Origin of the sequence: Mycobacterium sp. Root135, assembly GCF_001426545.1 — a bacterium.
Taxonomy (GTDB): Bacteria; Actinomycetota; Actinomycetes; order Mycobacteriales; family Mycobacteriaceae; genus Mycobacterium.
Genome location: NZ_LMEZ01000008.1, coordinates 180041 through 205892, shown reverse-complemented (window position 1 = coordinate 205892; position 25852 = coordinate 180041). Strand labels below are relative to the sequence as shown.

Sequence of the window (25852 nt, the reverse complement as noted above, 5' to 3'; positions counted from 1 at the left end):
CCGGCGTGTCGCGCAGTTTTACGCCTGCTCGCGGACCGCTCGGCGTTAGTGCGTCTGGTCGCCGGCTAGCGAGCGAGTTCGGCGGCGATGCGCGGACCCAACTGCTCGAGTGTGTCGGCATCCAACAGGTCGGAGTGCCGGCACTGCAACGCCGTCACCCGCAGCTCGCCGCCGACGTGGTCACGCCAGGCGTGGGACGCGACGCCGAGATGGTCCATCTCCAGCATGGCGTCCACGAAGAACACGTCCCCGTCGTAGCGGCCGTAGTTCGCACCGATGCTGAATCGCTCTGCGGCGACGTAGCTTTCGATCGCGAGGGCAATCTGGCCGTCGTCGAGCATGGCGATCGCATCGTCCTGCTCGTGCATCAGGGCCACCGCCTCGTCGACCGTCATCTTGGCGTCGGGCGCCACCGGGAAGCCCATCTCCCGCAGCACCCGGGTGAGCACCGCGGCGGGGTCGAAGGCGTCGGATCCGTCGACCACCTCGGGATAGGAGTCCAGCATGCCGAGGAAGGTGACCTCACGACCTCGGTTGACCAGCACCTGCGCCGCGACCAACGCCACGGCCCCACCAAATGACCAGCCCAGCAGACGGATCGGGCCCGTGGGCGCGATGGCTTCGACGGTGTTAGCGTAGTCGGCTGCCAACTCTTCGATGGTCGCCGGCAGTGGACCACCGCTGAACAGTGGCGACTGCAGACCGTACAGGGGAATCCCCTGCGGCAGATGCCGTTTCAGCCCGCTGTACTGCCAGCTCAGTCCGCTGGCGGGGTGGATGCAGAACAGCGGCGGCTCGGATCCGGTGGTGCGCAGCGGAAGGACGTGGGCCAGGCCCCCGTTCGCCTCGGCTGCGTCGTCGGTCAACCTCTCGGCGATCTCCGCCACCGTCGACGCCGTCATGAGGTCTGCCACGGGCAGGTCGACGTCGAAGGCACTGCGTATCGCCGCCGCCAGCCGGACCAACAGCAGCGAGTGGCCGCCAAGGGTGAAGAAGTCGTCGTCGACGCTGGTGACCTCGATGCCGAGAACGTCCGAGAAGAGGCTGCAGAGACGTTGCTGCTCCGGTGTTTCCGGTGCGCGACCCGTTCCCGAGCCGATGAGCGGCGCCGGCAGCGAGTTCCGGTCGAGCTTGCCGCTGGGGGTCAACGGGAAGGCGTCGAGTTCGACGAACGCCGACGGGACCATGTGCACAGGCAGCGCCGACGCCGCGTGCTTGCGAAGCGCGTCGAGATCCGAACCAGTGGCCTGCCCCGTTGGCAGATAGTAGGCAACCAACCGGTTGTCGCGCACGACGACTCGCGCCGACGACACGGCAGGATGAGTGGCCAACACCGTCTCGATCTCACCGGGTTCGATCCGTACCCCGCGCAACTTGATCTGGTCGTCGGTGCGGCCGAGGTACTCCAGTTGGCCGTCACGCCGCCACCGGGCCACGTCGCCGGTCCGGTACATGCGCTCGCCGTCCCCGAAGGGGTTGGCGACGAACGTGGATGCGGTCAGGTCGTGACGGTGCAGGTAGCCGTCCGCCAATTGCACACCCGCCAAGTACAACTCACCCGGTGCGCCGGGAGGGGTCGGGTTCAGGTAGGGGTCGAGCACGTAGGTGCGCACGTTCCAGCCGGGCACGCCCAACGCCACGGGTCCACCGTCGGCAGTCCACCCCAGCACGTCCACCGACGCCTCGGTGGGCCCGTAGAGGTTGTGCAACGGCACGTCGAAAGTGCTGGCGAACCGGTTGGCCAGTTCGGACGACAGCGCCTCGCCGCCGACGGTCACCCGGGTCAGGGACGTGCATCGCGCGGCCAGCGGCTCCTCGAGGAACAGTTCGAGCATCGACGGCACGAAGTCCACCGCCGTGACCCGTTCGGCGACGATCGTGTCGGCCAGGTACCTGGGTTCGCGGTGCCCGCCCGGGCGGGCCAGCACCAACGTGGCACCAACACTCAACGGCCAGAACACTTCCCAAACCGAGGTGTCGAAGCTGATCGGGGTCTTCACCAGCATCCGGTCCTCGGACCCCAGTGGGTATGCGTCCTGCAGCCACGCGATGCGGTTCGCGATTCCCGCGTGCGGCACCGCGACGCCCTTCGGGCGGCCCGTCGTGCCGGAGGTGTAGAGCACGTACGCCCACGACGCCGGGTCGACGTCGGGGAGGTGGGCCGGCGCGGGCGCATCCCGCACGGCCAGGACCGTTGCCGGGTCGTCCAGCACCGCTGCCGGTTCGGCGTCGCCGACCATGAACGCCAACCGATCCGCCGGATACTCAGGATCGAGCGGGAGGAAGGCAGACCCGGTCTTCGCCACCGCGACGAGCGCGACGACCAGTTCGGCCGACCGCGGCAGGGACACCCCCACCACGGCGCCAGGTCCGGCACCGTCGCCGATCAGTTTCGCCGCCAACCGGTCTGACCACTCGTCGAGCTCGAGGTAGGTCAACTCACCGCCGGCGTGGCGCACCGCCGTTGCGGACGGTGTCCGACTGGCCTGCAGCGAGACCGTCGAGGCGAGGTCCGCCGCGGACACGTCGTGGTCGGTGGCGTTGTGGCCGACGATTACCTCGTCGTGCTCACCCTCCTGGAGCAGCTCGACGGCACCAACGGCACGCGCGGGCTCGGCCGCCAGCCTGCCGAGCAGGCTCACCAGGCGCTGCGCGAGGGTGTGCACCGACGACTCGTCGAACAGGTCGGAGCCGTACTCGGCCAGCACCGTCGACTGGCCATCGACACCCTCGTCTATCAGGGTGAATCCGAGATCGAACATCGCAGTGGTGACCGTGGTTTCGCGCCACGTGGTGGGCAGACCGAACATCTCGGCGTCCTCACCGTCGCCACGGTGATAGCCGATGAAGACGTTGAAGAGTGGATTGCGGCCCGCGACTCGCGGTGGGTTCAGATCCTCGACCAGCCGCTCGAAGGGCATGTCCTGATGTGCGAAGGCCGCCAGGTCCGCGGTCCGGACCCTGGCCAGCAGCTCGTCGAAGGTGGGATTGCCCGACACGTCCGCGCGCAGGACGACGGTGTTGACGAAGAAGCCGATCAGGTCGCTGAGCGCGGCCTCGTCGCGACCCGCGACGGGGGTGCCCACCACGATGTCGTCGCCGGCGCCAAGGCGGTGCAGGAGGGCCGCCACCGCCGCGTGCAGGACCATCAGCATGCTCATTTGACGTTCGCCGGCCAGCTGCTGAAGCGCGACGACGACGTCGGTGGGCAACTCGACCTGCAGCGTGCCGCCCGACCCGCTTGGCCGCGCCGGGCGGGAGCGGTCGGCCGGCAGGGTGAGCTCGTCGGGCGCGTCGGCCATCGCAGCGCGCCAGAACTCCAGCTGCTCCGCACCGGTCTCAGCCAGCAGCTCCCGCTGCCACAGCGCGTAGTCGGCGTATTGCACCGGCAACGCGGGCAACTCCGCTACGTCACCGGACACCCTGGCGGCGTACGCGCGGTTGAGGTCGGCGATGAACGGCGCGTCCGACCACTCGTCGGTTGCAATGTGGTGCATCAGCAGCACGACCGTGGCGTCGTCGACACCCGTGCGGAATACGCTGACCCGCAACGGAATCTCGACACCGAGGTCGAACCTGTGCCCGGTGGCCTCGGCGACCTGCTCGGCCAATCGCGAGTCGTCGCAGTCGACGACGTCCAGCGACACGCGCGTCCCGAGCGGCAGAACCCTTTGGCAGAGCCCTCCGTCGTGCTCGACGAACACCGTGCGCAGGGATTCGTGCCGGTCGACGACGTCGCCGAGGGCGTCCCGAAGTGCGTCGAGGTTCAGCGCCCCGTGGACGCCGAAGACCAGCGGGTAGTTGTACGCCACCCCGGTCTCGCCGAGCCGGTCCAGAATCAGCAGGCGCTCCTGCGCCGGTGAGACCGGAAGCCATTCGGGTCGGGCGGACGCGACGAGCTCCGGTCGGGACGACGGTGACGTCGGGCCGGACTCCACGCGGGCAGCCAGTGCGGCGACCGTTGGGGCGTCGAAGACGTCGCGAATCGACAGCTCGACGCCGAGCGCCGCGCGCACTCGGTTGACCAACCGGATGCTCAGCAGCGAATGCCCGCCGAGGCTGAAGAAGTCCGCATCCACGCTGTCGACCGGCACGCCGAGGACGTCGCCGAACAGTTCACAGAGTCGCTGCTGTGCAACGGTTTCCGGCGGCCGACTGGGTCCTGAGGCTACGTTCGGCTCCGGCAGTGCCTTGCGGTCCAGCTTGCCGCTGGGCGTCAGCGGATAGGCCGCGAGCTCGACGAAGGCCGACGGCACCATGTGAATCGGAAGGGATTCGAGCGCGTGCTTGCGCAGCGCATCGGTGTCCGGCGTCGCCGCGCCGTCCGCGGGCAGGTAGTACGCGACCAGCAGGTCACCGCGAACCACGACGCGTGCCGAGGACACCGCCGGGTGGGCACCCAGAACGGTTTCGATCTCGCCGGGTTCGATCCTGACCCCACGCAGTTTGATCTGGTCGTCTGTTCTGCCCAGGTATTCCAGCGCCCCGTCGCGACGCCAGCGCACGGCGTCACCGGTTCGGTACATCCTGGTGCCGTCCTCGAAGGGATTGGCCACGAAGCTCTGCGCAGTGAGCCCGTGCCGGTGCAGATACCCGTCGGCCAGTTGCACCCCGGCCAGATACAGCTCGCCGGGAGCGCCCACCGGAACGGGGTTGAGGTAGGGGTCCAGCACGTAGGCGCGGACGTTCCAGCCCGGCACACCAAGGGCGACCGGTCCGCCGTCGGCGGTCCAGCCGAGGACGTCGACCGATGCCTCGGTGGGTCCGTAGAGGTTGTGCAGTGGCACGTCGACGACGTCGGCGAACCGAGCCGCCACGTCGGCCGACAACGCCTCGCCGCCGACGGTGACCCTGGTCAGCGACGTGCAGAGGGCGGCCCGGGGTTCCTCGAGGAACAGTTCGAGCATCGACGGCACGAAGTCCACCGCAGTGACCTGTTGGGAGACAATGGTTTCCGCCAAATAGCCGGGGTCGCGGTGACCACCGGGCTGGGCGACGACCAGGGTGGCGCCGACGCTCAAGGGCCAGAACACCTCCCACACCGACGTGTCGAAGCTGATCGGAGTCTTCACCAGCATCCGGTCCTCGGACCCCAGCGGGTAGGCGTCCTGCAACCACGCGATGCGGTTGACGATGCCCGCGTGTGGCACCGCGACACCCTTGGGTCGGCCCGTCGAACCGGACGTGTACAGGACGTACGCCAGCTGACGTGGGTCGACGTCGGCGGGCGGCGTCACCGCCGTGTCACCGCTGGCACATACCACCGTGTAGGGGTCGTCCAGCACCACGGCCGGCGCGGCGTCGGAGGTCATGTACGCCAACCGATCCGCTGGATAGTCGGGGTCGAGCGGCAGGAACGCCGCACCCGACTTCGCGACGGCCACCAGGGCGACGATCAGCTCCACCGACCGGGGCAGCGACACCCCGACGATCGAACCCGGTTGGGCACCGTCCTCGACGAGGTTGGCGGCCAGCCGGTCCGACCACCCGTCGAGCTCGGCGTAGGTCAGCTCGCGTCCGTCGAAGACCACGGCCGTCGACGTCGGTGTGCGCGCAGCCTGCCGAGACACCAACGCGCCCAATCCCGTTGCCGGAAGATCGCGGGTCGTGCGGTTCCGGTCGGTCACCAGATCGTCGAACTCGCCTGCGGCGAGCACCTCGACGGCTCCGATCGGACGTTCGGCGTCGACCACGACCTCGCAGAGCATCCCCACCAGCCGAGAGGCCAGCGTTCGCACGGTCGATTCGTCGAAGAGGTCGGCGCCGTACTCGGCCATGATGGTGGCGCCGCCGTCACCGCCCTCGTCGACGAGGGTGAAGCCCAAATCGAACATCGCCGCCGACGAGTCGGGGTCACACCACTGCGTGGGAAGCCCGAACATGTCCGCATCCGCACCGGCGCGGCGGTGGTATCCGATGAAGACGCCGAACAACGGGTTTCGGCCCGCGACACGGGGCGGGTTGAGGTCTTCGACGAGCCGCTCGAAGGGCAGCTCCTGGTGGGCGAATGCCGCCAGGTCCGTCGTCCGGACCCGGGTCAGCAGGTCGCCGAACGACGGGTTGCCCGCGACGTCGACCCGCAGCACCACGGTGTTGACGAAGAAGCCGATCACGTCGTCGAGCGCGGCGTCGCCACGGCCCGCAACCGGAGTCCCGACGACGATGTCGTCGCCGGCACCCAACCGGTGCAGAAGCGTCGCGACCGCCGCATGCAGCACCATCAAGACGCTGACCTGGCGTTCGGCGGCCAGGTTACGCAGTGCCGCAGCCACTTCCGGTGAGATGTCGAGGTTGACGGTGCCGCCGACGCCACTGGGCCTCGTCGGCCTCGGGCGGTCGGTCGGCAAGGTGAGCTCGTCGGGCGCGCCGGCCAACGCCTCGCGCCAGTACGTCAGCTGCTCGTCGCCGATGGCCGTCAGCAGGTCGCGCTGCCAGAGCGCGTAGTCGGCGTACTGCACGGGCAGGCCGGGCAGGTCCGGGTCGGCACCGGCGATCCGCGCCTCGTAGGCGCGGTTCAGGTCGGTGACGAACGGGGCGTCGGACCACTCGTCGGTCGCGATGTGGTGCAGCAGCACGACGACCGTGTGGTCGTCGGCTCCGGCCCGAATGACGTCGACCCGCAAGGGAATCTCAGATGCCAGGTCGAAGGCGTGCGCCGTCGAGGCGGCGATCTGCGCCTGGACGTCGTCCTCGGCGCGGTCGAGGACCTGCACCGGCACGGGGGTTCCGCCGGGCAGAACCTGCTGGAACGGGACGCCGTCCGAATCGCCGAACACCGTCCGCAGCGACTCGTGGCGGTCGACGACGTCGCCGAGGGCGGCGCGGAGCGCGTCGACGTCGAGCGGTCCGCGGACCCGGAACACCAACGGATAGTTGTACGCCAGGCCGGTCTCGCCGAGCCGGTCGAGGATCAGCAGACGTTCCTGCGCGGACGAGGTCGGCAAGACCTCGGGGCGCTGCGACGCCACCAGTGCCGGCCGAGGCGCCTGCGCGGCCGGCTTCGAGTCAAGGAGGTCGGCGAGCGCGGCGACGGTCGGCGCGTCGAAGACGTCGCGGATCGACATCTCGACGCCGAGCCCGGCCCGAACCCCACCGATCAGACGGATGCTGAGCAGCGAATGGCCGCCGAGGTCGAAGAAGTCGTCGTCCACCCCGACTTCGTCGAGTTCCAACACCTCACCGAAGATCCGGCAAAGCGTCTCCTCGGTCGCGGATTGCGGCGCCCGGCTGGGGGCTCGCTGGGTGCTGGGGTCGACGTGCGGCAGGGCTCGAACGTCGAGCTTTCCGTTGTCGGTCAACGGAAGTCGCTCGAGTACCGCGATCGCCGATGGCACCATGTACCCGGGCAGTGCGGCCTTGAGGTGGCTGCGCAACTCGCCGATCAGTGACGAGGCTTCGTCGTCGGAGAGCGCCAGGCCGCCCTTGGGCACCACGTAGGCGACCAGCTGATGCGACCCGGAGGTCTTCGGATCGGGACGGGCGACGACCGCCGCCTGCGTCACGCGTGGATGTGCGGCGATCGCACTTTGCACGTCGCCGACTTCCACGCGATAACCACGAATCTTGACCTGGTCGTCGGTGCGGCCAAGGAAGTCAAGGTTTCCGGCCCGGTCGTCGGCGGCGCGTCGGCGGACCACCAGGTCTCCGGTCCGGTACATCCGCCCGTCGGGCTCGAACGGGTTGGCCACGAACCGGCCAGCGCTCAACCCCGGCTGACGGAGGTAGCCGCGGGCGAGACCCGCTCCGGCGATGTAGAGCTCGCCCGCGACGCCGTCGGGAACGGGACGCAACCACGGGTCGAGAATGTGGGCCCTGGTGTTCCAGATCGGCGTTCCAACAGTGGACGTCGCGCTGTCATCGGTTCCTCCGCCGAGGGTGTTGATGGTGTACTCGGTTGGACCGTAGAGGTTGTAGCCGTAGCTGGTGTCGCTGTCGCGCAGCCGGTCCCAGACCGCCGCCGACACGGCCTCACCTCCCAGCAGCACTAGGACCGGCGGATGACCTTCCTTGTCGAGAAGCCCCTGGTCGAACAGCAGCTGGGCGTAGGTGGGCGTCACGTTGACGACGTCCACGTCGTGCTGATGGCAGTAGGCCACCAATGCGGTTGCGTCCCTGCGCAAGTCCTCATCGCAGATGTGGACCTCGTGTCCTTCGACGAGCCACAGCAGCTCTTCCCACGACATGTCGAAGGAGAACGACACCGTGTGGGCGATCCGCAGCCCTCGCCCGCCCGCCTTGGCGATGGCGGGCGCGAAGATGGCCTCGCGGTGGTTGAGGTGCATGTTGGTCAGGCCGCGATGCGGGGTGACGACACCCTTGGGCTTGCCGGTCGACCCCGAGGTGTAGATGACGTAGGCCGGGTTGTCCAGCGACGGCGCGAATCCGTCCCACTGCGTTGTCTCTGCGGCCAATTCGGCTCGCACGCCGTCGTCGTCGAGGACGACGACGGGGCAGTTGGGCGGGGTCGCCGCCGCGATGCGGGACGCCACGGCCGTCGTCGTGAGCAGGCACACCGGTCCCGCGTCGGCGAGCATGATCGCCAGTCGCTCGTCCGGGTAGTCCAGCTCGAGCGGCAGGTAGGCGGCGCCGGCCCGCAGCACCGCGAAGAGTGCGATCACGGCGTCGATCGAGCGTGGAATTGCCAGGGCAACAGTCTGTTCCGGACCGATTCCGCGGTGCCGTAGCAACCATGCCAGGCGGTTGACATGTTCGTCCAACACTGCGTAGTCGACGCTCTCGCCCGCGCACACCAACGCCGTGGCCCGTGGCGACTGCGCGCAGCGCTCGGCGAGCAGGTCCATCACGGTGGCGGCGGGAAGGTTGTGGCGGGTCGAATAGTCGTGCGCCACCAGCGCGGCGGTCTCGTCGGGAAGCAGCATCGGAACTGCCGCCAGAGTCGTTGCACCGTCGGCGATCTGGAGCATCGCCTGGCGCAGGCGGTCCAGCAGACGCTGGGCGTCGGCCCGGTCCACCACGTCCGGTCGGTACTCGAGCTTCACCCACAGTTCGCGTCCGGGAGAGGCCACCCAGGTCAACGGGTAGTGCGACGCGTCGATCGAATCGTGTCCGACGATGCCGTACTCAGACTCCATGTCGGTGAAGGTGTCGTCGTCCAGGAAGTTCTGCAGGACGTAGAGGCTGTCGAACAGTGCCCCGCCGCCGGAACCGAGTGCACGGTGGATATCGCCGAGGCCGAGGTACTCGTGGTCCATCAGGGCCAGTCGGTCGGACTGCACGGCCCGCATCGTCTCGGCGACCGAACGGCTCGGATCGAGCCGCACCCGCGTCGGGACGGTGTTGAGGAAGAGACCGATGACGTCTTCGATGCCCTCGAGGTCGGTGGGACGTCCGGCGACGGTGGAGCCGAAAACGACGTCGTCGCCGCCCGTTTCGTACGCGAGCACCATCGCCAACGCGGTGCTGATGAGGGCGTTGAGGGTGACGCCCGCCTCGCGGGCCGCCTGCACCAGCATCGTGCTCTGTTGCTCGCTCAACGTGAAGTCGAGGCGGAGCGCCAGCGTGGGCTCGGTGCCCACTGCGGCGGGCACCAGAAGCGTCGGTGCGGCGAGGCCGGACAACGCCGTGGCCCACTGCCGCGCCGAGGCGTCGCGGTCCTGGCAAGAGAGCCAGCGCAGGTAGTCGGTGAAGTGGGCGGTCGGCTCGGGGAGCCGGGCCGACACACCCGTCTTCGCGGCCCCGTACTCGGCGAACAGTTCACGCAGCAGCTGCTCACGGGACCAACCGTCCAAGAGCAGGAAGTGATAGCTGAAGATCAGGCGGTCGCGTTCGGCGGTGCGGGCGACCGTCATCCTGGCCAGCGGGGGCGAGGTCAGGTCGAAGGTGCGTAGCCGGTCGGCGGCGGTCATCTCGGCCAGGCGTGCGTCGAGGTCGGCGGGCGCCACGTCGGTCAGGTCGACCAATTCGGGCTCGCACACTGGGTCCTTCGCGATCGCGGCGACCGGATGCGGCAGGCCGTCGGCGAGGAAGGACGAGCGAAGCACCGGGTTGCGCCGCATCACCGCCGAGTACGCGGTGCGCAGTGCGTCGAGGTCGACGGGCTCGGCGAACTCGAAGACGTTCTGCACGATGTACACCGCGGCCTTGGCGTAACTGGCTTGGAAGTACACCCCCTCCTGCAACGGCGAGAGCGGCCAGATGTCTTCGACGGCAAGCGTCGTCGAGGCGGTGACGCGGTCGACGTCGGCCTGGGACAGCTCGACGAACGTCAGGTCCGACGGCGTGAGGGAGGGCGCAGAGGGGCCGCCCCCGAGCTGACCGAGCTCACGCAGCACCGCCGACCAGTGCTCGGCAAGGTCGACGACGGAGTCCTCGCCCAGCTCCCCGTCGGCGTAGGTGAGCGTTGCACGCAGTACCGGGCCGTCGACGGTCTCGTCGCAGATGGCGTTGATCTCCAGCAGGTAGGGGGTGCCGAGGTCGGGGTCGGGGCCACCGCGAAGCGCGGCCACCTCCGGTGCCGAGTCCCAATCCCCCGTGCCGTCGGCCGCCCAACGGCCGAGATAGTTGAACAGCAACTGCGGTGCCGGCAGCCGGCCGAGGGCCGCCGCCGTGCGGGGGTTGCAGTAGCGCAGCTGGCCGAATCCCAGGCCGCCGTCGGCGACCGCGCGCAGTCGCTCCTTGGTCTCCTTGAGGACGGCGACGTGGTCGTCGGACGTGTTGACTGGCAACCGAACCGGTGCGATCGCGGTGAACCAGCCGACGGTGCGGGACAGGTCCAGATCGGCGTCCCACCCGTCGCGACCGTGGCGTTCCAGGTCCAACACCAGTGGTGCATCGGAGCTTCCGCCCTTGGCGCCACGCCAGCGCCGTACGGCGACCGACAGGGCGGCCACCAGCGTCTCGGTGACGTCGGCGTTGGCCATCGCGGGGACCGACGTCAGCAGCGGCACCGTCTCCGCGGCCGTCAGCCGCATCTCGTGGTCGCGGGTCGAGCCCACCGTCAGACCGACCGTGTTGGCCCGGTCGTCGAGTTCGCCGCCTGGCGCGAGCGTCGAGGTCCAGTGTTCGAACTCCGCCAATCGCGCTGCCTGCTGTGCGCTTTCGTTGACGGTCCTGGCGTAGGACCGGATCGAGGTCGGCACCGCGGGCAACGCGGGGCGCGTGCCCGCCCGCACCTGGTCGAAGGCCTCCCCCAGGTCGTCGATCATGATGCGCCAGGAGACGCCGTCCACCGCAAGGTGATGCACCGTCAGCAGCAGGCGACCCTGTCGATCGGGGCCGAGGTCGAACCACACGGCGTCAACCAGTGCCCCGGTTCCGGGGTCGAGGCGGTCGGCCGCCGCGTCGGACTGCACGCCGATCGCATCGACGAGTTCGTCGTCGGTGAACGCGGAGGCGTCGATCCGGCGGATCGAGACACGGGGCGCAGCAGCCGTTTCCAGCGACCACAGCATGGGCGCAGGCCGGTGCAGTCGCAGTCCGAGCGCGTCGTGGCGCACGACGACGGCGTTGACGGCCGCGTCGAGCTGCTCGACCGTCGCTCCGGCCGGTGCGAGGAGCAGCTCGGCTTGGTTGAGTCGGTCCACGCCGCCACCGAGCTCCGCGAGCCGCTGCACGATGGGCGTCAACATGACCTCGCCGAGGTCGGGTCCGGCGTCGGTGTCGTCGATGGCAGCCTGCTGTGGCGCCACGGCCTCGGCGGCCGCGGCGAGCGCTGCTGGCGTGCGGTTGACGAACACCTGCTGCGGGGTGATCCGGACGCCTTGTCGGCGGGCCCGGTTCACCAGCTGGATGGCGACGATGCTGTCGCCGCCCATCGTGAAGAAGTCGTCGTCGACCCCCACTGTGGCTCCGAGGATCTCAGAGCACAGCGCCGCCAACAGCTCCGCCGTGTTCCCAGGTGTCTGGGCGTCGGCGACGGGACGCGCGGGTGCGGCGGGCGCCTCGGTGGGTGCCGGCAGCGCGGCACGGTCCAGCTTGCCGTTGACCGTCAAGGGCAGGGAATCCAAGACCACCAGCGCGGACGGCACCATGTAGTCGGGCAGCCGGGTGGCCAGTTGCGCACGCACCTCGGCGACGTCGACCGGGGTGCGGCCGACCACGTATCCGACCAGCCGGGTGCGGCCCGTCTCGTCCTGACGGACCGCTGCCGCGGCGTTCGCCACGTCCTCGAGGGCCGCGAGCGCCGACTCGACCTCGCCGAGCTCGATCCGGTAGCCGCGCACCTTGACCTGTTGGTCGGAGCGCCCGACGTAGACGAGCTCACCGTCCTCGGTCCACATCGCGGTGTCACCACTGCGGTAGAGCCGCTCGCCGGCGCCGTCGAACGGGTTGGCCACGAAGCGCGTCGCGGTGAGGCCGGGTTTGCCGACGTATCCGCGCGCGATCTGCCCGCCCGCGACGTAGATCTCGCCGACGACTCCGGTGGGCACGGGCTGCAGCGATTGGTCCAGCAGGTGGATTCGCAGGCCCGGGATGGCGTCACCGATGACGCTGCCAGTGGCGCCTGCCGAGTCGGAGACCTCGAGCGGACGGTGTGACACGTGCACGCAGGTCTCGGTGATGCCGTACATGTTGACCAGCCGCGGCGAATCCGCGTCGTGCCGCTCGTACCAGGCGGCGAGTCGGGTGGCGTCCAACGCCTCCCCGCCGTAGACGACGTAGCGCACCGACCCGAGTGACGACGTCCGGCCACCCTGCCGGTCGGCCTCGATCAGCGGGTAGAACGCCGACGGGGTCTGGTTCAGCACCGTCACCCGTTCGGAGGCCAGCAGTTCCAGGAACCGGTCGGGGTCGCGGGCAACGGCCTGCTCGACGACGACGAGTTGGCCACCGTGCAGCAGCGGACCCCACAGTTCCCACACCGAGAAGTCGAACGCCGCGGAGTGGAACATCGTCCAGACGTCGTCGGGACCGAAGTCGAAAAGTGCTGCGGTGCCGTCGAACAGCGCCGCAACGTTGCGGTGGGTGACCGTCACGCCCTTGGGGACGCCGGTCGAGCCGGAGGTGTAGATGACGTACGCCGCGTGGTCGGCGGCCAGCGCCGGTACCTGCGCCGTGCCCGCTCGCTGGTGCGCGGCGTCGTCGACGAGCACCAGTGGGGTGGATTCGGTCGAGACTCCGTCGGGCAACCGGTCGGCCCGGTCGACCAGGATGCACACCGGTGCCGAGTCGGAGACGATGTGCCGAAGCCGCGCCTCCGGTGAGTCGACGTCCAACGGGACGTAGGTGCCGCCCGCCTTGATGACGGCGAGCAGCGCGACGATCAGATCGAGTGACCGTGGCAGCGCGACGGCGACCCTGGACTCCGGTCGAACGCCGAGCGCGGTCAGCGTCGCGGCGACCGCCGAGGCCCTTTCGTCCAGCTGGGCGTAAGTGATGCGGTCCGCCCCGCAACTGACCGCGGTGCGGTGTGCGTGCGCGGCGACGGCAGCGCCGAAGGCGTCGACGAGCGTGCGGTCGGGGCCTTGCCGGGACGTCGTCCCCGAGACCAGATCGCGTTCGGCGTCAGTCCGCAGGTCGACGTCGCCGACGGGGGTGTCCGGGTGTTTGGTGAACGCCGCAAGGATGCGCTCGACGCGTTCGGCGAACCTGTCGGCCTGGGCCGCGGTGACCGCACCGGTGTCGTACTTGATCTCCACCGTGAGCCGGTCGTCCAAATACGCGACGAACGACACCGGGTAGTGCGGTGAGTCGGTGCCGGTAAAGCCCTGGAAGTGCAGTGCTCGAGCGTCATTCGACGGCTCGCTGGCCACCGTCGGGAAGTTCTCGACGACGACCATGGTGTCGAAGAACTCCCGAACTCCGGCGAGCCGGGCCAGTTCGGCAAGGCCCAGATGCTGGGCGTCGAGGACGGTACTCTGCTGATCCTGCAGGTCCACCATGACCGCCGCGATCGACGTGTCGTTGTCCCAGGCCATCGGCACCGGGAGGGTGTTGATCAGGAGTCCGACGATCGAGTCGGTTCCGGCGAGCTCGCCGCCGCGACCCGACACCGTCGACCCGAACACCACGCGCCTGCGGTCGAGAAGTCGCCCGAGGAGCAGTCCCCACGCGCCGTGCAACACGGTGCTGAGCGTGACGCCGCGTTCCCGTGCCGTCCTGGTCAGTTCGGTCGTGAGCTCGGCCGAGAGTCGACGAACCGAGCTGCTGTGTTCGCCAACGGTTTTCGGCGTCTCGAAGAGGTGTGTCGCCTCGACCCCGATCAGCGCCGTCTTCCACGCCTGCCGGGCGGCGTCCTGGTCGCCGCCGCGAACGGCCTCGACGTGGTCGCGCAGCGTTCCGACCAGCGGGGCCAGGCCCGTGCCGACTCCGAACGCCGCGTTGTAGTGCGCGACGACGTCGCCGAACAGCACCGGGTAGGACCACCCGTCGGCGACGATGTGGTGCATGGTCTGAACCAGCCGGTGGTCCTGGGCGGTCAACGACACCAGTGCGTACCGAACCAATGGCGGTGCCGCGAGGTCGAACGGTCGTGACAGTTGTTCGCGGGCAACGTCGTCGAGACGCTCAAGCGCGGCGCGGTCGTCCGCGGTCGTCGCGTCGACGACCTCGAGGGCGACCGGTACGTCGGCCCAGATGACCTGCGCGATCCGACCGTCCCGCAGCTCGTGGAACCCGGCCCGCAGCGCCTGGTGTCGCGCCATGACGGCGCTCAGGCTGGCGCGCAACGCCTCTGGGTCGACCGGTCCCGAGAGCTCGGCGATCTGCTGCACGCGGTAGGTGTCGGTGTAGTCGTCGTCCCCCGCGCCGAGGGCTCCGTGGAAGTACATGCCCTCCTGCAACGGCAGCAGCGGCAGCACGTCCTCCACGGGTCCGGTCGCCTGCCAGCCGTCCAGGTCCTCTTGGGCGACGTCGACGAGCGGGAAGTCCGACGAGGTGTGCCCGGCCAGGGCGTCGCATCGGGTCAGCGCCGTCAGCGCGGCCGACCACAGCGCGGCGAGTTCGTCGACGTCGACGGCATCCAGCAGTCCGCCGGGCCAGGACAACGTGAAGGTCAGGCGCGTGCCACCGGGTCCGTCCTCGGCGATGGCGTTGATCTCCAGTGCCACAGCCGGATTGGTGGGGTCGACGCCCTCCCGCAGACCACCGAACTCCGCAACCGGCTCCCACGCCTTGCCGCTGCCCCCGGCGAAGCGCCCGAGGTAGTTGAAGAGGATTTGGGGTGCGGCCCCGGCGACGGGTCGGGCGGAGTCGAGGTGGCGCAGCACGCCGTAGCCAAGTCCGCGGCTCGGCGTGGAGCGCAGCTGCTCCTTCACCGCCTTCACCGCCGCCGCCAGTGCCTTACCGGCCGCAAGGACGTCGTCCCACTCGACGGCCCCCGGATCGAGGCGCACCGGGTAGATCGCCGTGAACCAGCCGATCGTGCGGGACAGGTCGAGGTGCCCGGCCACGAGCTCCGGTTCCCTGCCGTGGCCCTCGAGGTTCACGACCGCCGCGGTGCTCTCGCGGTGCCCACGGTCGGCCCGCCACCGTGCCAGTGCCAGCGCGAGCGCGCTGAGCAGCACGTCGTTGACGCCACCATAGACCGCGGCGGGGACCGACGACAGCAGTGCCGAGCTGACGTCACCCGGTAGCGAGAAGCTTTGACTGAGGACGGTTTCCGCCGTGTCGACGGCCGGGTCGAGGGGTCGGTGGCCGAGGTCCGGGTCGGCCGTCGCCAACACGTCGTTCCAATACGGCGCCTCGCCGTCGAAACGCGTCGCGGCAATGGCACCCGACCAAGTCCGGAACGACGTCGGAACGTCGTCGAGAGAAACGGGCCTTCCCGCGGTCACGTCCGCCCACGCGGCCGTCAGATCCTCGGTGACGATGCGCCACGAGACGCCGTCGACGACGAGGTGGTGCACGACCAGCAGAAGCTCGCCGCTGCCCTCCGACGCGTCGTACCAGACCGCGCGGACCATCCGGCCGTTCTCTGGGTCGAGTTCGGCGGCAGCGGCGTTGGTGGCTGCCTCGACGTCGGATGCGGTGAGAGCGCCATCCCGGACGGTCAGCACCGAACCGGCCGACACCGGCTCGGGCGGCACCGTAAGCGTCCAGCCGTCGCCGCCCACGTCGAGGCGCGCACGCAGCATGTCGTGGGTGTCGAGCATGGCCTGGATGACGAGTTCCATTTGGCTGCCGGTGATTCCGGCGGGGGTGGCCAACACCGTCGACTGGTAGAAGTTGGCCAATGGTGTCTGCGCGTCGGCGGTCTCGGCGAGCATCGGCGTCGCGGCGATCGTGCCGATGCCGCTGTCGCGCTCGGCGGGTGCCGTCGGCGTCGTGGAGCCGTCCGTGACAGCGGCCAGCGCCGCGACGGTCCTGCGGCGGAAGACGTCGCGCGGGGTGAGGTGCAGACCCGCCTTGCGGGCCTTGCCCGACACCGCGATCGAGGAGATGCTGTCCCCGCCGAGGGTGAAGAAGTCGTCGTCGATGCCGACCTGCGGGAGACCGAGTACGTCGGCGAAGATGCTGGCCAACAACGCTTCTCGGTCATCTCGCGGGTTCCGCGACGGGCCGGACGCAGGGACGACGGGATCGGGAAGGGCGCGGACGTCGAGCTTTCCGTTGACCGTCAGGGGGATCGCGTCGACGAATCCGTACAGCGCGGGCACCATGTAGTCGGGCAGGGTCTGCGACACGGCCGCTCGCAGCTCGGCGGCGAACGCCTCCTGATCCTGCCTGGGATCCTCTTGGACCACGTAGCAAACCAGCTGCTTCACCGACGCCGACGGGCCTGGGCGTGCGATGGCGACGGCCTGGCGCACCTCCGGCAGCGCGGAGAGCGCCGCGGCAACCTCGCCGAGTTCCACTCGGTAGCCGCGGATCTTCACCTGGTCGTCGCTGCGCCCGAGGAAGTCCAGCGTGCCACCGGCGTCGGACCGCCGGGCCACCAGATCGCCCGTGCGGTACATCCTGCCGCCCTCGGAGAAGGGGTCGGCCACGAAGCGGTCCGCAGTCAGGGCGGGCCGGTCGAGGTAGCCGCGCGCCAGCCCGGCGCCAGCGATGTACAGCTCGCCGACGACACCGTCGCCGACGGGACGCAGCCACGAATCGAGGACGTAGGCGCGGGTGTTCCAAATCGGTTGTCCGACAGTGGGGGTCGCACTGTCGTCGGTTCCGGCGCCGAGGGTGTTGATGGTGTACTCGGTGGGGCCGTAGAGGTTGTAGCCGGTGCCGTTCGGAAGGTCGCGGAGGCGACGCCACACGTCGTCCGACACGGCCTCACCGCCGAGCAGCACGAGCGTCGGCGCATGGCCGCCGTCCTCCAGTAGCCCCTGCTCGAACAGGTGGTGTGCGTAGCTGGGTGTCACGTTGACGACGTCGACGCGGTGCTGGTGGCAGTACGCCACCAACGCGGTGGCGTCCCTTCGCAGTTCCTCGTCGCAGATGTGCACTTCGTGGCCTTCGACGAGCCACAGCAGTTCCTCCCACGACATGTCGAAGGAGAACGAGACCGTGTGCGCCACCCGCAGTCGTCGGCCACCGGCCTTGGCGATCGCGGGTTCGAAGATCTCGACGCGGTGGTTGAGCTGCATGTTGGTCAGGCCACGGTAGGGCGTGACGACACCCTTGGGACGTCCCGTGGACCCGGAGGTGAAGATCACGTAGGCCGGGTGCTCCAGGCGTTGTGGCCCAGCACTTCTCGCGAAGTCACCGAGCTCGGCGTCGGTGAGGGCGTCGCCCGGCGTGTGGGCCAGCGCGTCGCGGACGCCCGGGTCGTCGAGCCGCAGCACGGCGCCACCGAGCTGGTCCTGGTGATCGGCCACCTCGGCGCTCGAGGCGTGGCAGACGAGCAGCACCGGACGGGCGTCGTCGAGCATGCCGGTGAGCCGAGCCACGGGGTAATCCCGTTCCAGCGGCATATAGGCGGCACCGGTGCGCAGCACCGCGAACAGCGCCACCACCATGTCCACCGAGCGGGGAAGTGCCAGTGCGACGACGCGCTCGGGACCGGCGCCGCCCTCGAGCAGGCGGCGGGCGAGCTGGTTGATTCGCCCGTCCAGCTCGGCGTAGGTCAGCCGGGTGTCACCGAAGACCAGCGCGGTCTCGTCGGGGCAGCTGCGGGCCCGGTCGGCCAGCAGGTCGGCGATGGTGTCGTCACCGATGTCGTGTTCGGTCGCGCGCCACTGCCGGGCCAGCGCGTCGCGCTCGGCGGGCAGCGCCAGGTCGAGGTCGCCGAGCGCGGCATCGGGTTGGGTCAGAAGCGCGTCGACGGCGCGGACGAGGCGCTCGACCATCGCCGCTGCGGCCTCCGGGTCGACGACGTCGGGCCGGAACTCCAGCTTGATCGTCAGCCGCTCCCCCGGGGTCAGCACCCACGTCAGCGGATAGTGCGTGGTGTCGACGAAGTCGACGCCGACGATGCCGTGCTGGCGCTCGAACTCGGTGAACGTGTCGTCGTCGAGGAAGTTCTGCAGGACGTAGAGCGCGTCGAACAGGGGCTGGTGCCCGGCACTGCGGGTGATGTCGCCGAGCCCGACGTATTCGTGTGCCATGAGGTCGAGGCGGAAGTCCTCGACGCGTCGAAGTAGTTCGGCGACAGTCGTATTCGGTGTCGTCTCCACGCGTACCGGGACGGTGTTGAGGAACTGGCCGATGACGTTCTCGACACCGGGCAGCTCTGGTGGCCGGCCCGCGACGGTCGTGCCGAACACGACGTCGGTGCTTCCGGTCTCGTAGCCGAGCACCATGCCGAGGGCGGCGGTCAGGACCGTGTTGGCGGTGGTGGAACTGGTTCTGGTGTGCTGCTCGAGGCGGGCGGTCACCTCGCGGGACAGCTCGCCGTAGACACGTTGGGGCAGTGCGGGTTCGCGGCCGACGGCATCCGGCGCCACCAGCGTCGCCTCCGGCAGTCCGGCCAGGGCGTCGGACCAGGCTTGGACGGACTCGGCCTGATCCTGGGCGTCCACCCAGCGCAAATAGTCGACGTAGGTGCTCTTGGCGGCGGGCAGGGCGCCACGGATCCCGCGGGAGTCGTACAGCGTGAACAACTCTCGCAGCACGAGCTCACGCGACCAGCCGTCCCACAGCAGGAAGTGACAGGTGAGGAGCAGCCGGTCCCCGCGCCCCGGCAGCCGGATCACCGTCAACCGGACCAGCGGTGGCATCCGCAGGTCGAAGGGGTTCTCGGCGTCGGCGCGCATGACCTCGGCGAGCCGCTCGTCCGCGGCTTCCGGCGTCAGGTCCGACAGGTCGACGAGCGTGACGTCGGCGGGGACGAAGCGGCCGATGTACTGCACGGGCCGCACCAGATCCTCACTGGTGAAGCCTGCCCGCAGATTGTCGTGCCGCGACAGCAGCGCACCGAACGCGGTACGCATCGCGTCGACGTCGAGCGTGCGGTCGAAGTCGAAGACGTTCTGGGCCAGATAGGTGTTGACGTCGTCGGTGTAGGTGGACTGGTAGTAGACACCCTGCTGCAGCGGCGACAGTGGCCACACGTCCTGCACCTCGACGGGGCACCCGTCGACGAGGCGGGCGAGTTCGTCGTCGGCGAGGCCGTGCCAGGCGGCGGGCTCGGCCGTCACGGCCAAGCGCTCGGGTGACGCCTCGGTGACGCGGGTGGCGAGGACGTCTTCCAGCGCTCGGGGGGTGCGGAGCTGGAACAGCTCCTTGGTCTGGATCGTCACGCCGGAGCCCGCGAGACGGTTGACCACCCGCAGGGCGAGCAGGCTGTCACCGCCGAGGGCGAAGAAGTCGTCGTCGATCCCGATCGCGTCGGAGATGTCCAGCACGTCTTGGAAGACGCTGCAGATCGACGACTCACGCTCAGTCCGCGGCGAGACCTTGGAGACCGACAGCACGGGTTCGGGAAGCGACGTGCGGTCGCGCTTTCCGTTGGGCAGCAACGGGATGGCCGTCAGCTGGGTGACCGTTGCGGGCACGAGGTGCGCGGGCAACCGCTTGGCGAGGGCGGCGCGGATAGTCGCCTGGTCGACCGGCGCGGCGTCACGGGGCACCACGTACGAGTCCAGACGTGCCGACCCGTGGGCCCCCTGGTGGACGGTGACGACGGCGTCGGCGACGCCGGGCAGGTCGGCGAGTGCCGCTTCCACCTCACCGAGTTCGACGCGGAATCCGTTGATCTTGACCTGGTCGTCACTGCGACCGTTGAACTCGACGTCGCCGGCGCTGGTCCACCGCGCGAGGTCGCCCGTGCGGTAGAGCCGTGCCCCGTCCTCGCCGAACGGGTCGGCGACGAATCGGGCGGCGGTGGTGCCGCCCTGGCCGTGGTAGCCGCGGGCGAGTTGGACTCCGCCGACGTAGATTTCGCCGATGGCGCCGGGCGCAACCGGCTCCAGGTCGGGGCCTAGCAGCAGGATGCGGACGCCGGGAACCGGTCGGCCAAGGGTCGTCCGGCCGTCGTCGGGCACCGGTCCGGCAAGCACGTCGCCCGCGACCTCGGACGACCCGTACGAGTTCACGATTTGGGCGTCCGGGGACACCCGGCGCAGCGCGGCGACGGTGGCGTCGTCGAGCGCCTCGCCGCTGCAGATCCAACGCCGGACGTGGCCGAGGCCCGTCGGGGCCGACTCGACCATCGCGGCGGCGAGGCTGGGAACGACGAGAAGTTGTGTGGCTCCGACCTTTTCGACGAGGTCGGCGAGGGCGGCGGCGTCACGTGCCGTGTCCTCGTCGGCGATCACGGTGCTGGCGCCCGCGACGAGCGCTCCGAGGAGTTCGGTGGTGCCGTCGATGAAGCTCGTCGAGCTCTTGGCGACCCGCACGTCGTCGTGCTCGTGCGACCACGCCTCTGCGGCCCACTTCAGCCGGTTGGCCAGGGCGCCATGGGTTCCGATGGTTCCCTTGGGCTGTCCGGTGCTGCCGGAGGTGTAGACGATCGAGGCCGCGTCGTCCGGGCCGACCTCGACGCCTCCCGCGGCTCGCGCGGTGGGGCGTGCGTCGACCGGCAGGGTGGGCAGTTGGTGCGACGGCAGCGGACGGCCGTCGGTGATGACCACCCGCGGCCGGGCGTCGGAGAGCATGTAGGTGATGCGCGCTTCCGGATACTGCGGGTCGACGGGCAGATATGCGGCGCCGGAACGCATGACCGCCAGCAGGGCGATCGCCAGGTCGTTGGTGCGCCCGGTGGCGACGGCGACCACGTCGCCAGAGCCCACTCCGGCTTCGGCGAGGGCTCCCGCCAACCGGGTGGCCTCCTCGTCGAGTTCGCGGTAGGTCAGTCGTCCGGCACCGTCGGTGAGCGCGACGGCGTCGGGGGCGCGGCGAACCTGCTCGGCGAACAGGTCGAGGACGGTGCCGTGCCACGCCGGCGCGCCGGTTCCCGTGGCCACCTCTGCGTCGACCTCGGCCGGGGTGAGCAGTTCGACGTCGCTGCACGCGGTGTCAGCGGAGTCGACGATCGTGGTGAGGATTCGTTGGTAGAACGCGAGCACGCGTTCCGCCGTCGCGGCGTCGACTCTTGCCCGGTCGTGGGTCAGTGCGATGGTGAACGGATCCGACGGCTTCACCATCAGGGTGACGGGGTAGTGCGGCGCCTCGACCACGTCGACGGATTCGACGCGGATCGTCGCCGTGGGGTCGTCGGCGGCCGGGTAGTTCTCGATGACGATCAGGGTGTCGAACAGCTCGGGCACGCCGATGGCGTGCTGGATGTCCGCGAGTGCGACGTGGTGGTACTCGAACAGCGCCGTCTGTGCGTCGGCGAACCGGCGGACGACGGTCTCGACGGAATCGTTGCTCGACCAGTGTGTTCTGGCGGGGACGGTGTTGATCAGCAGGCCGACCATGTCGTCGATGCCTGCGACGTCGACGCCTCGACCCGACACGGTCGAGCCGAAGACCACGTCGGTGCGCCCGCTGAGCCGACCCACGGCGATGCCCCAGGCCGCGCCGATGACGGCGCTGACGGTGACGCCGTGGCTGCCCGCCCACTCCACGATTCCGTCGGCCACGTCGGCCGGTACCCGAGCGCCGACCTTGCCGAAGCCAGAGGATCCGGACGTGCTGGGCGGCAGTGCATCTGCCAGTCGGGTCGGCTCCTCGACCGAGTCCAACTCGGTGCGCCAGGCCTCGAGCGCCTCGTCGACGGGGGCGGCGGCGACCCAGTTCAGGTAGTCGCCGTATCGGGGCGCCGCGGGCAGCGGGGTTGCCGGGTCGTCGTGCAGTGCGGCGAGCTCACGCAGCACGACGGGCACCGACCAGCCGTCGGCGACGATGTGGTGGACGGTCTGAATCAGCACGTGCCGGTGCGACGTCAGACGGATCAACGCGTAACGCATCAGCGGTGGCACGGCCAAGTCGAACGGCCGGTCACGCTGTTCGGCGGCCACCTCGTCGACCCGGCTCGTGGCGGCGCCGGCCTCGACACCGGTGAGATCGAGGTAGAGCCAGGGCATTTCGGGTGTCGACCCGATCACCGAGACGATGCTGCCGTCGGCGGCAGGCTGGAAGGAGGCGCCGAGGTGACGGTGCCTTTCCACGATCAGATTCGCGGCTGCGCGCAGGCGCTCGGCGTCGACCGGACCGGCCAACTCGACGATCTGCTGGACGACGTAGGGGTCGACGTCGGCGTAGGTGGAGTGGAAGTAGATGCCCGATTGCAGCGGCGACGGCGCCAAGACGTCGACCAGGTCGCCGAGGCCGCCCTGGAACGCCTCGACGTCTGACTGCGTGATCGCGACGAGCGGGAAGTCCGACGGGGTCGGGCCGCTGACGGCGTCGCTGGAGGCGATGGCGGTGAGGGCGTCGACCCACAGGCTCGAAAGTGCCTCCATTCGTTGCCGATCCAGCACGCCGGCCGGCCAACTGAAGGTGGCTTCCAGGTACGCGCCGTCGTCGCTCTCCACGGTGATGGCGTTGACCTCGACGGCCCGGGGCAGCGGCATCCGGGGATCGCGGTCCTCGGCGACCGCGTCCTCGGCGAGCGTCCACGGTTCGTCACCTGCGCCGCTGAACCTGCCAAGGTAGTTGAACAGGACCTGCGGCTGGACCGCAAGGTCGGGCCGGGCATCGCCCGAAAGGTACCGCAGCGCGCCGTAACTGAGTCCGTTGCGCGGCACCGCACGCAGTTGCTCCTTGACCGTCTTGACGGCGGCGCCCAGTTCCCGGCCACCGGGCATCAGCCGGTCCCACGGTGTCGCACCGGGGTCGACCCTGACGGGGAACAGGGTGGTGAACCAGCCGAGTGTCCTAGACAGGTCGAGGTGGTCACCAGCAGCGCCGAGGTGTTCGGCCTCGCGGCCGTGTCCCTCCAGCTCGAGCAGCAGCGAGGACGACTCACACCCGCGCCATTCGGCGAGGGCCAATGACAGCGCGGTGACCAAGACGTCGTTGACGCCCCCGCGAATCGCGTTCGGGACCGGGCCAAGCAGGCGGCCCGTGACGTCCGCACCGACGCGGACCACCAGTTTGTCCTCGGTCGCGACCACGTCGACCGCCGGGTCGAGCGGCCTGCTGCCGATCGTCGGCTCGACTGCGGCGCCGGCGACCTGACGCCAGTAGTCCTCGTCGCCGGCGAAGGTGCCGCCCGTCGTGGCGGCACGGAGCTCGTCGGCCCATTGCCGAAGCGGCGTGTCCGCGGAGGCGAGTGAGATCGGTTGCCCGGCCCGAACGTCCGACCATGCGGAGGCCAGATCGTCACTCAGCAGCCGCAGCGAGACGCCGTCGACGACGACGTGGTGGACCATCAGGATGAGGCGACCGGGGAGGTCGGCGCCGGCGTCGAGCCACACGACGTCGACCATTCGTCCGTTGCGCGGGTCGAGGCGTTGCACTGCAAGCGAACGCTGCTCGGCGGTCACCGCGTCGGCGTCGCCGTCGAGCGCGACTCTCGTCAGCACGTCGGCCGCCGTCACCGTGCCGACGGCGGGAATCGTCAGCCCGCCGGCGTCGACGGTGCTGGTTCTGGCGCGCAGGACGTCGTGGCACGCGAGCAAGGCGTCGACCATGGCCGTCAGCGACGCCGTCGTCAGTCCCGCCGGGGTGTGCAGTGTGACGGACTGGAGGAAGCCGTCCATGCCGGTCGAGCCGTTTCCGACCTCGTCGAGCCACGCGAGGATCGGCGTCGCCGCGACGTCGCCGACGGGGTCGACCGCAATCGCCTCGGGCGCGGATGCACCCAAGTCCGGTGCCGCGGTCGCCAATGCGGCCGGGGTGCGCATGGCGAAGATGTCGCGCGGCCGCAGCCTAAGGCCGATCTTGCGGGCCCGGCTGATCAGGCCCATGGCGACGATGCTGTCGCCGCCCAGGGCGAAGAAGTCGGCATCGGCGCCAACGCCGTCGACGCCGAGGAGTTCGGCAAAGATGTCGGCGATCGCGCGTGCGCGTGGGTCGGTGGGCGCGGGCCCCATGCTCGGGGCGGCCGTCGGCGGCGCAGGTAGTGCGCGTCGGTCCAGCTTGCCGTTCGCGGTGACCGGGAACTCGTCGAGCACCACCACGGCGGCGGGCACCATGTGCTCCGGCAGCTTCGATGCACACCAGGCGAGCATGTCGTGGGCGTCGACCGAGGTGTTGGACACCACGTATCCGGTCAACTGTGCTCCGCCGGAGGGCGTTTGGCGCATGATGACCGCCGCATGGCGGACCTCCGGATGCGACGCCAGAATGACCTCGATCTCCTCGAGCTCGACCCGCATGCCGCGTATCTTGACCTGGTTGTCGGCCCTGCCGAGGAATTCGAGAACGCCTTCGGCGGTCCAGCGCGCCAAGTCGCCGGTGCGATACATCCGCGAGCCGTCGTCGTCGAAGGGGTTGGCGACGAAGCGCGACCCGGTCAGCCCTGGCGCGTGAATGTAGCCCCGCCCCAACAGGAATCCGGCGGCGTAGAGTTCGCCGCCGACGCCGACCGGTACCGGCTGGAGATCGTCGTCGAGGACGTAGAGCTGGGTGTGCGGATTCGGCCTGCCGATGGAGGTCTCGATGCGCTCGGCGCTGTCGCGGTAGATGACATGCGAGACACCGATCGTCGCCTCGGCGGGACCGTACCCGTGGTAGAGCGTGGTACTCAGCTGGGTCCGGAACCGGTCGAACAGCGCCGGCGTCAGGACCTCTCCGCCGCACCAGACGTGCTTCAGCCCGGACAGCAGGCTGGTTCCCCGAGAGAGGTCGAGGAGCACGTCGAGCATCGACGACACCAGGTAGACGAAGGTGACCTTCTCATTCGAAATCAGGTCGAGCAGGTACTGCGGGTCGCGCTCGCCGCCGGGCTCGGCCACCACGACGTACCCACCGGAGACCAGTGGCAGCAGGATTTCGTTGACGGAGATGTCGAACGACAGCGGCGCCTTGAACAGCGACGCGTCCCCCGGCCCGAAGCCGAGGACGTCTTGGACCTGCCAGGTCAGCCTCTCGGCGATCGCCTCGTGGCGGATCATCGCGCCCTTGGGCTTGCCGGTCGACCCGGAGGTGAAGATGACGTAGGCCAACTGACTGCCGTCGATGACGGTCAACGGTGCGGCGGTAGGTTGGTCGCCGAACGCCCAAGCCTCAAGGGCCATTTCGACCGACTCGGGGTCTTCCGGCATGGCCGTTCCCGGCGCCACGACGACCGCGGTGGTCCTGGTGTCGGCGAGGACCTGCCGCCTGCGCTCCGCAGGCCACTGCGGGTCGACGGGAACGAAGGCGCCGCCCGCGGCCAGGATGGCCATCGCGGCCACCACCATCTCGACCGAGCGCGGCAACGCGATGGCCACCATCTGTTCGTGCGAAACACCCATGGCACGAAGATGATTCGCCAACTGGTACGAGCGGTCGGCCAGCTCGCGATAGGTCAGCCGCACGTCGCCCGCGACGACGGCCAGCGCGTCGGGGGTCAGCTCGACCTGCCTGGCGAAGGCGTCCGGCACCGTCGTCGTGGTGTCGGGCCAGCTCTGATTGTTCCACTCGCGCAACAGGTCCAAGCGGTCGCTCGGGGTCAGGCCGTCGTCGATCTCGGTCGTCGTCATGT

The 25852-nt window shown here is 69.6% G+C and carries 1 protein-coding gene; it reads right to left on the bottom strand.

Annotated features, from left to right (window positions below):
• Positions 1 to 65: 65 nt before the first annotated feature.
• Positions 66 to 25850 (bottom strand): non-ribosomal peptide synthetase, encoded by a 25785-nt coding sequence (locus tag ASD37_RS24665; protein WP_156721078.1) that lies wholly within the window; start codon positions 25848 to 25850, stop codon positions 66 to 68.
• Positions 25851 to 25852 lie beyond the last annotated feature (2 nt).

What these genes read in the sequence shown, in the direction of transcription:
- ASD37_RS24665 (WP_156721078.1), bottom strand. Translation starts at nt 25,850, where the DNA reads ATGACGACGACCGAGATCGACGACGGCCTGACCCCGAGCGACCGCTTG.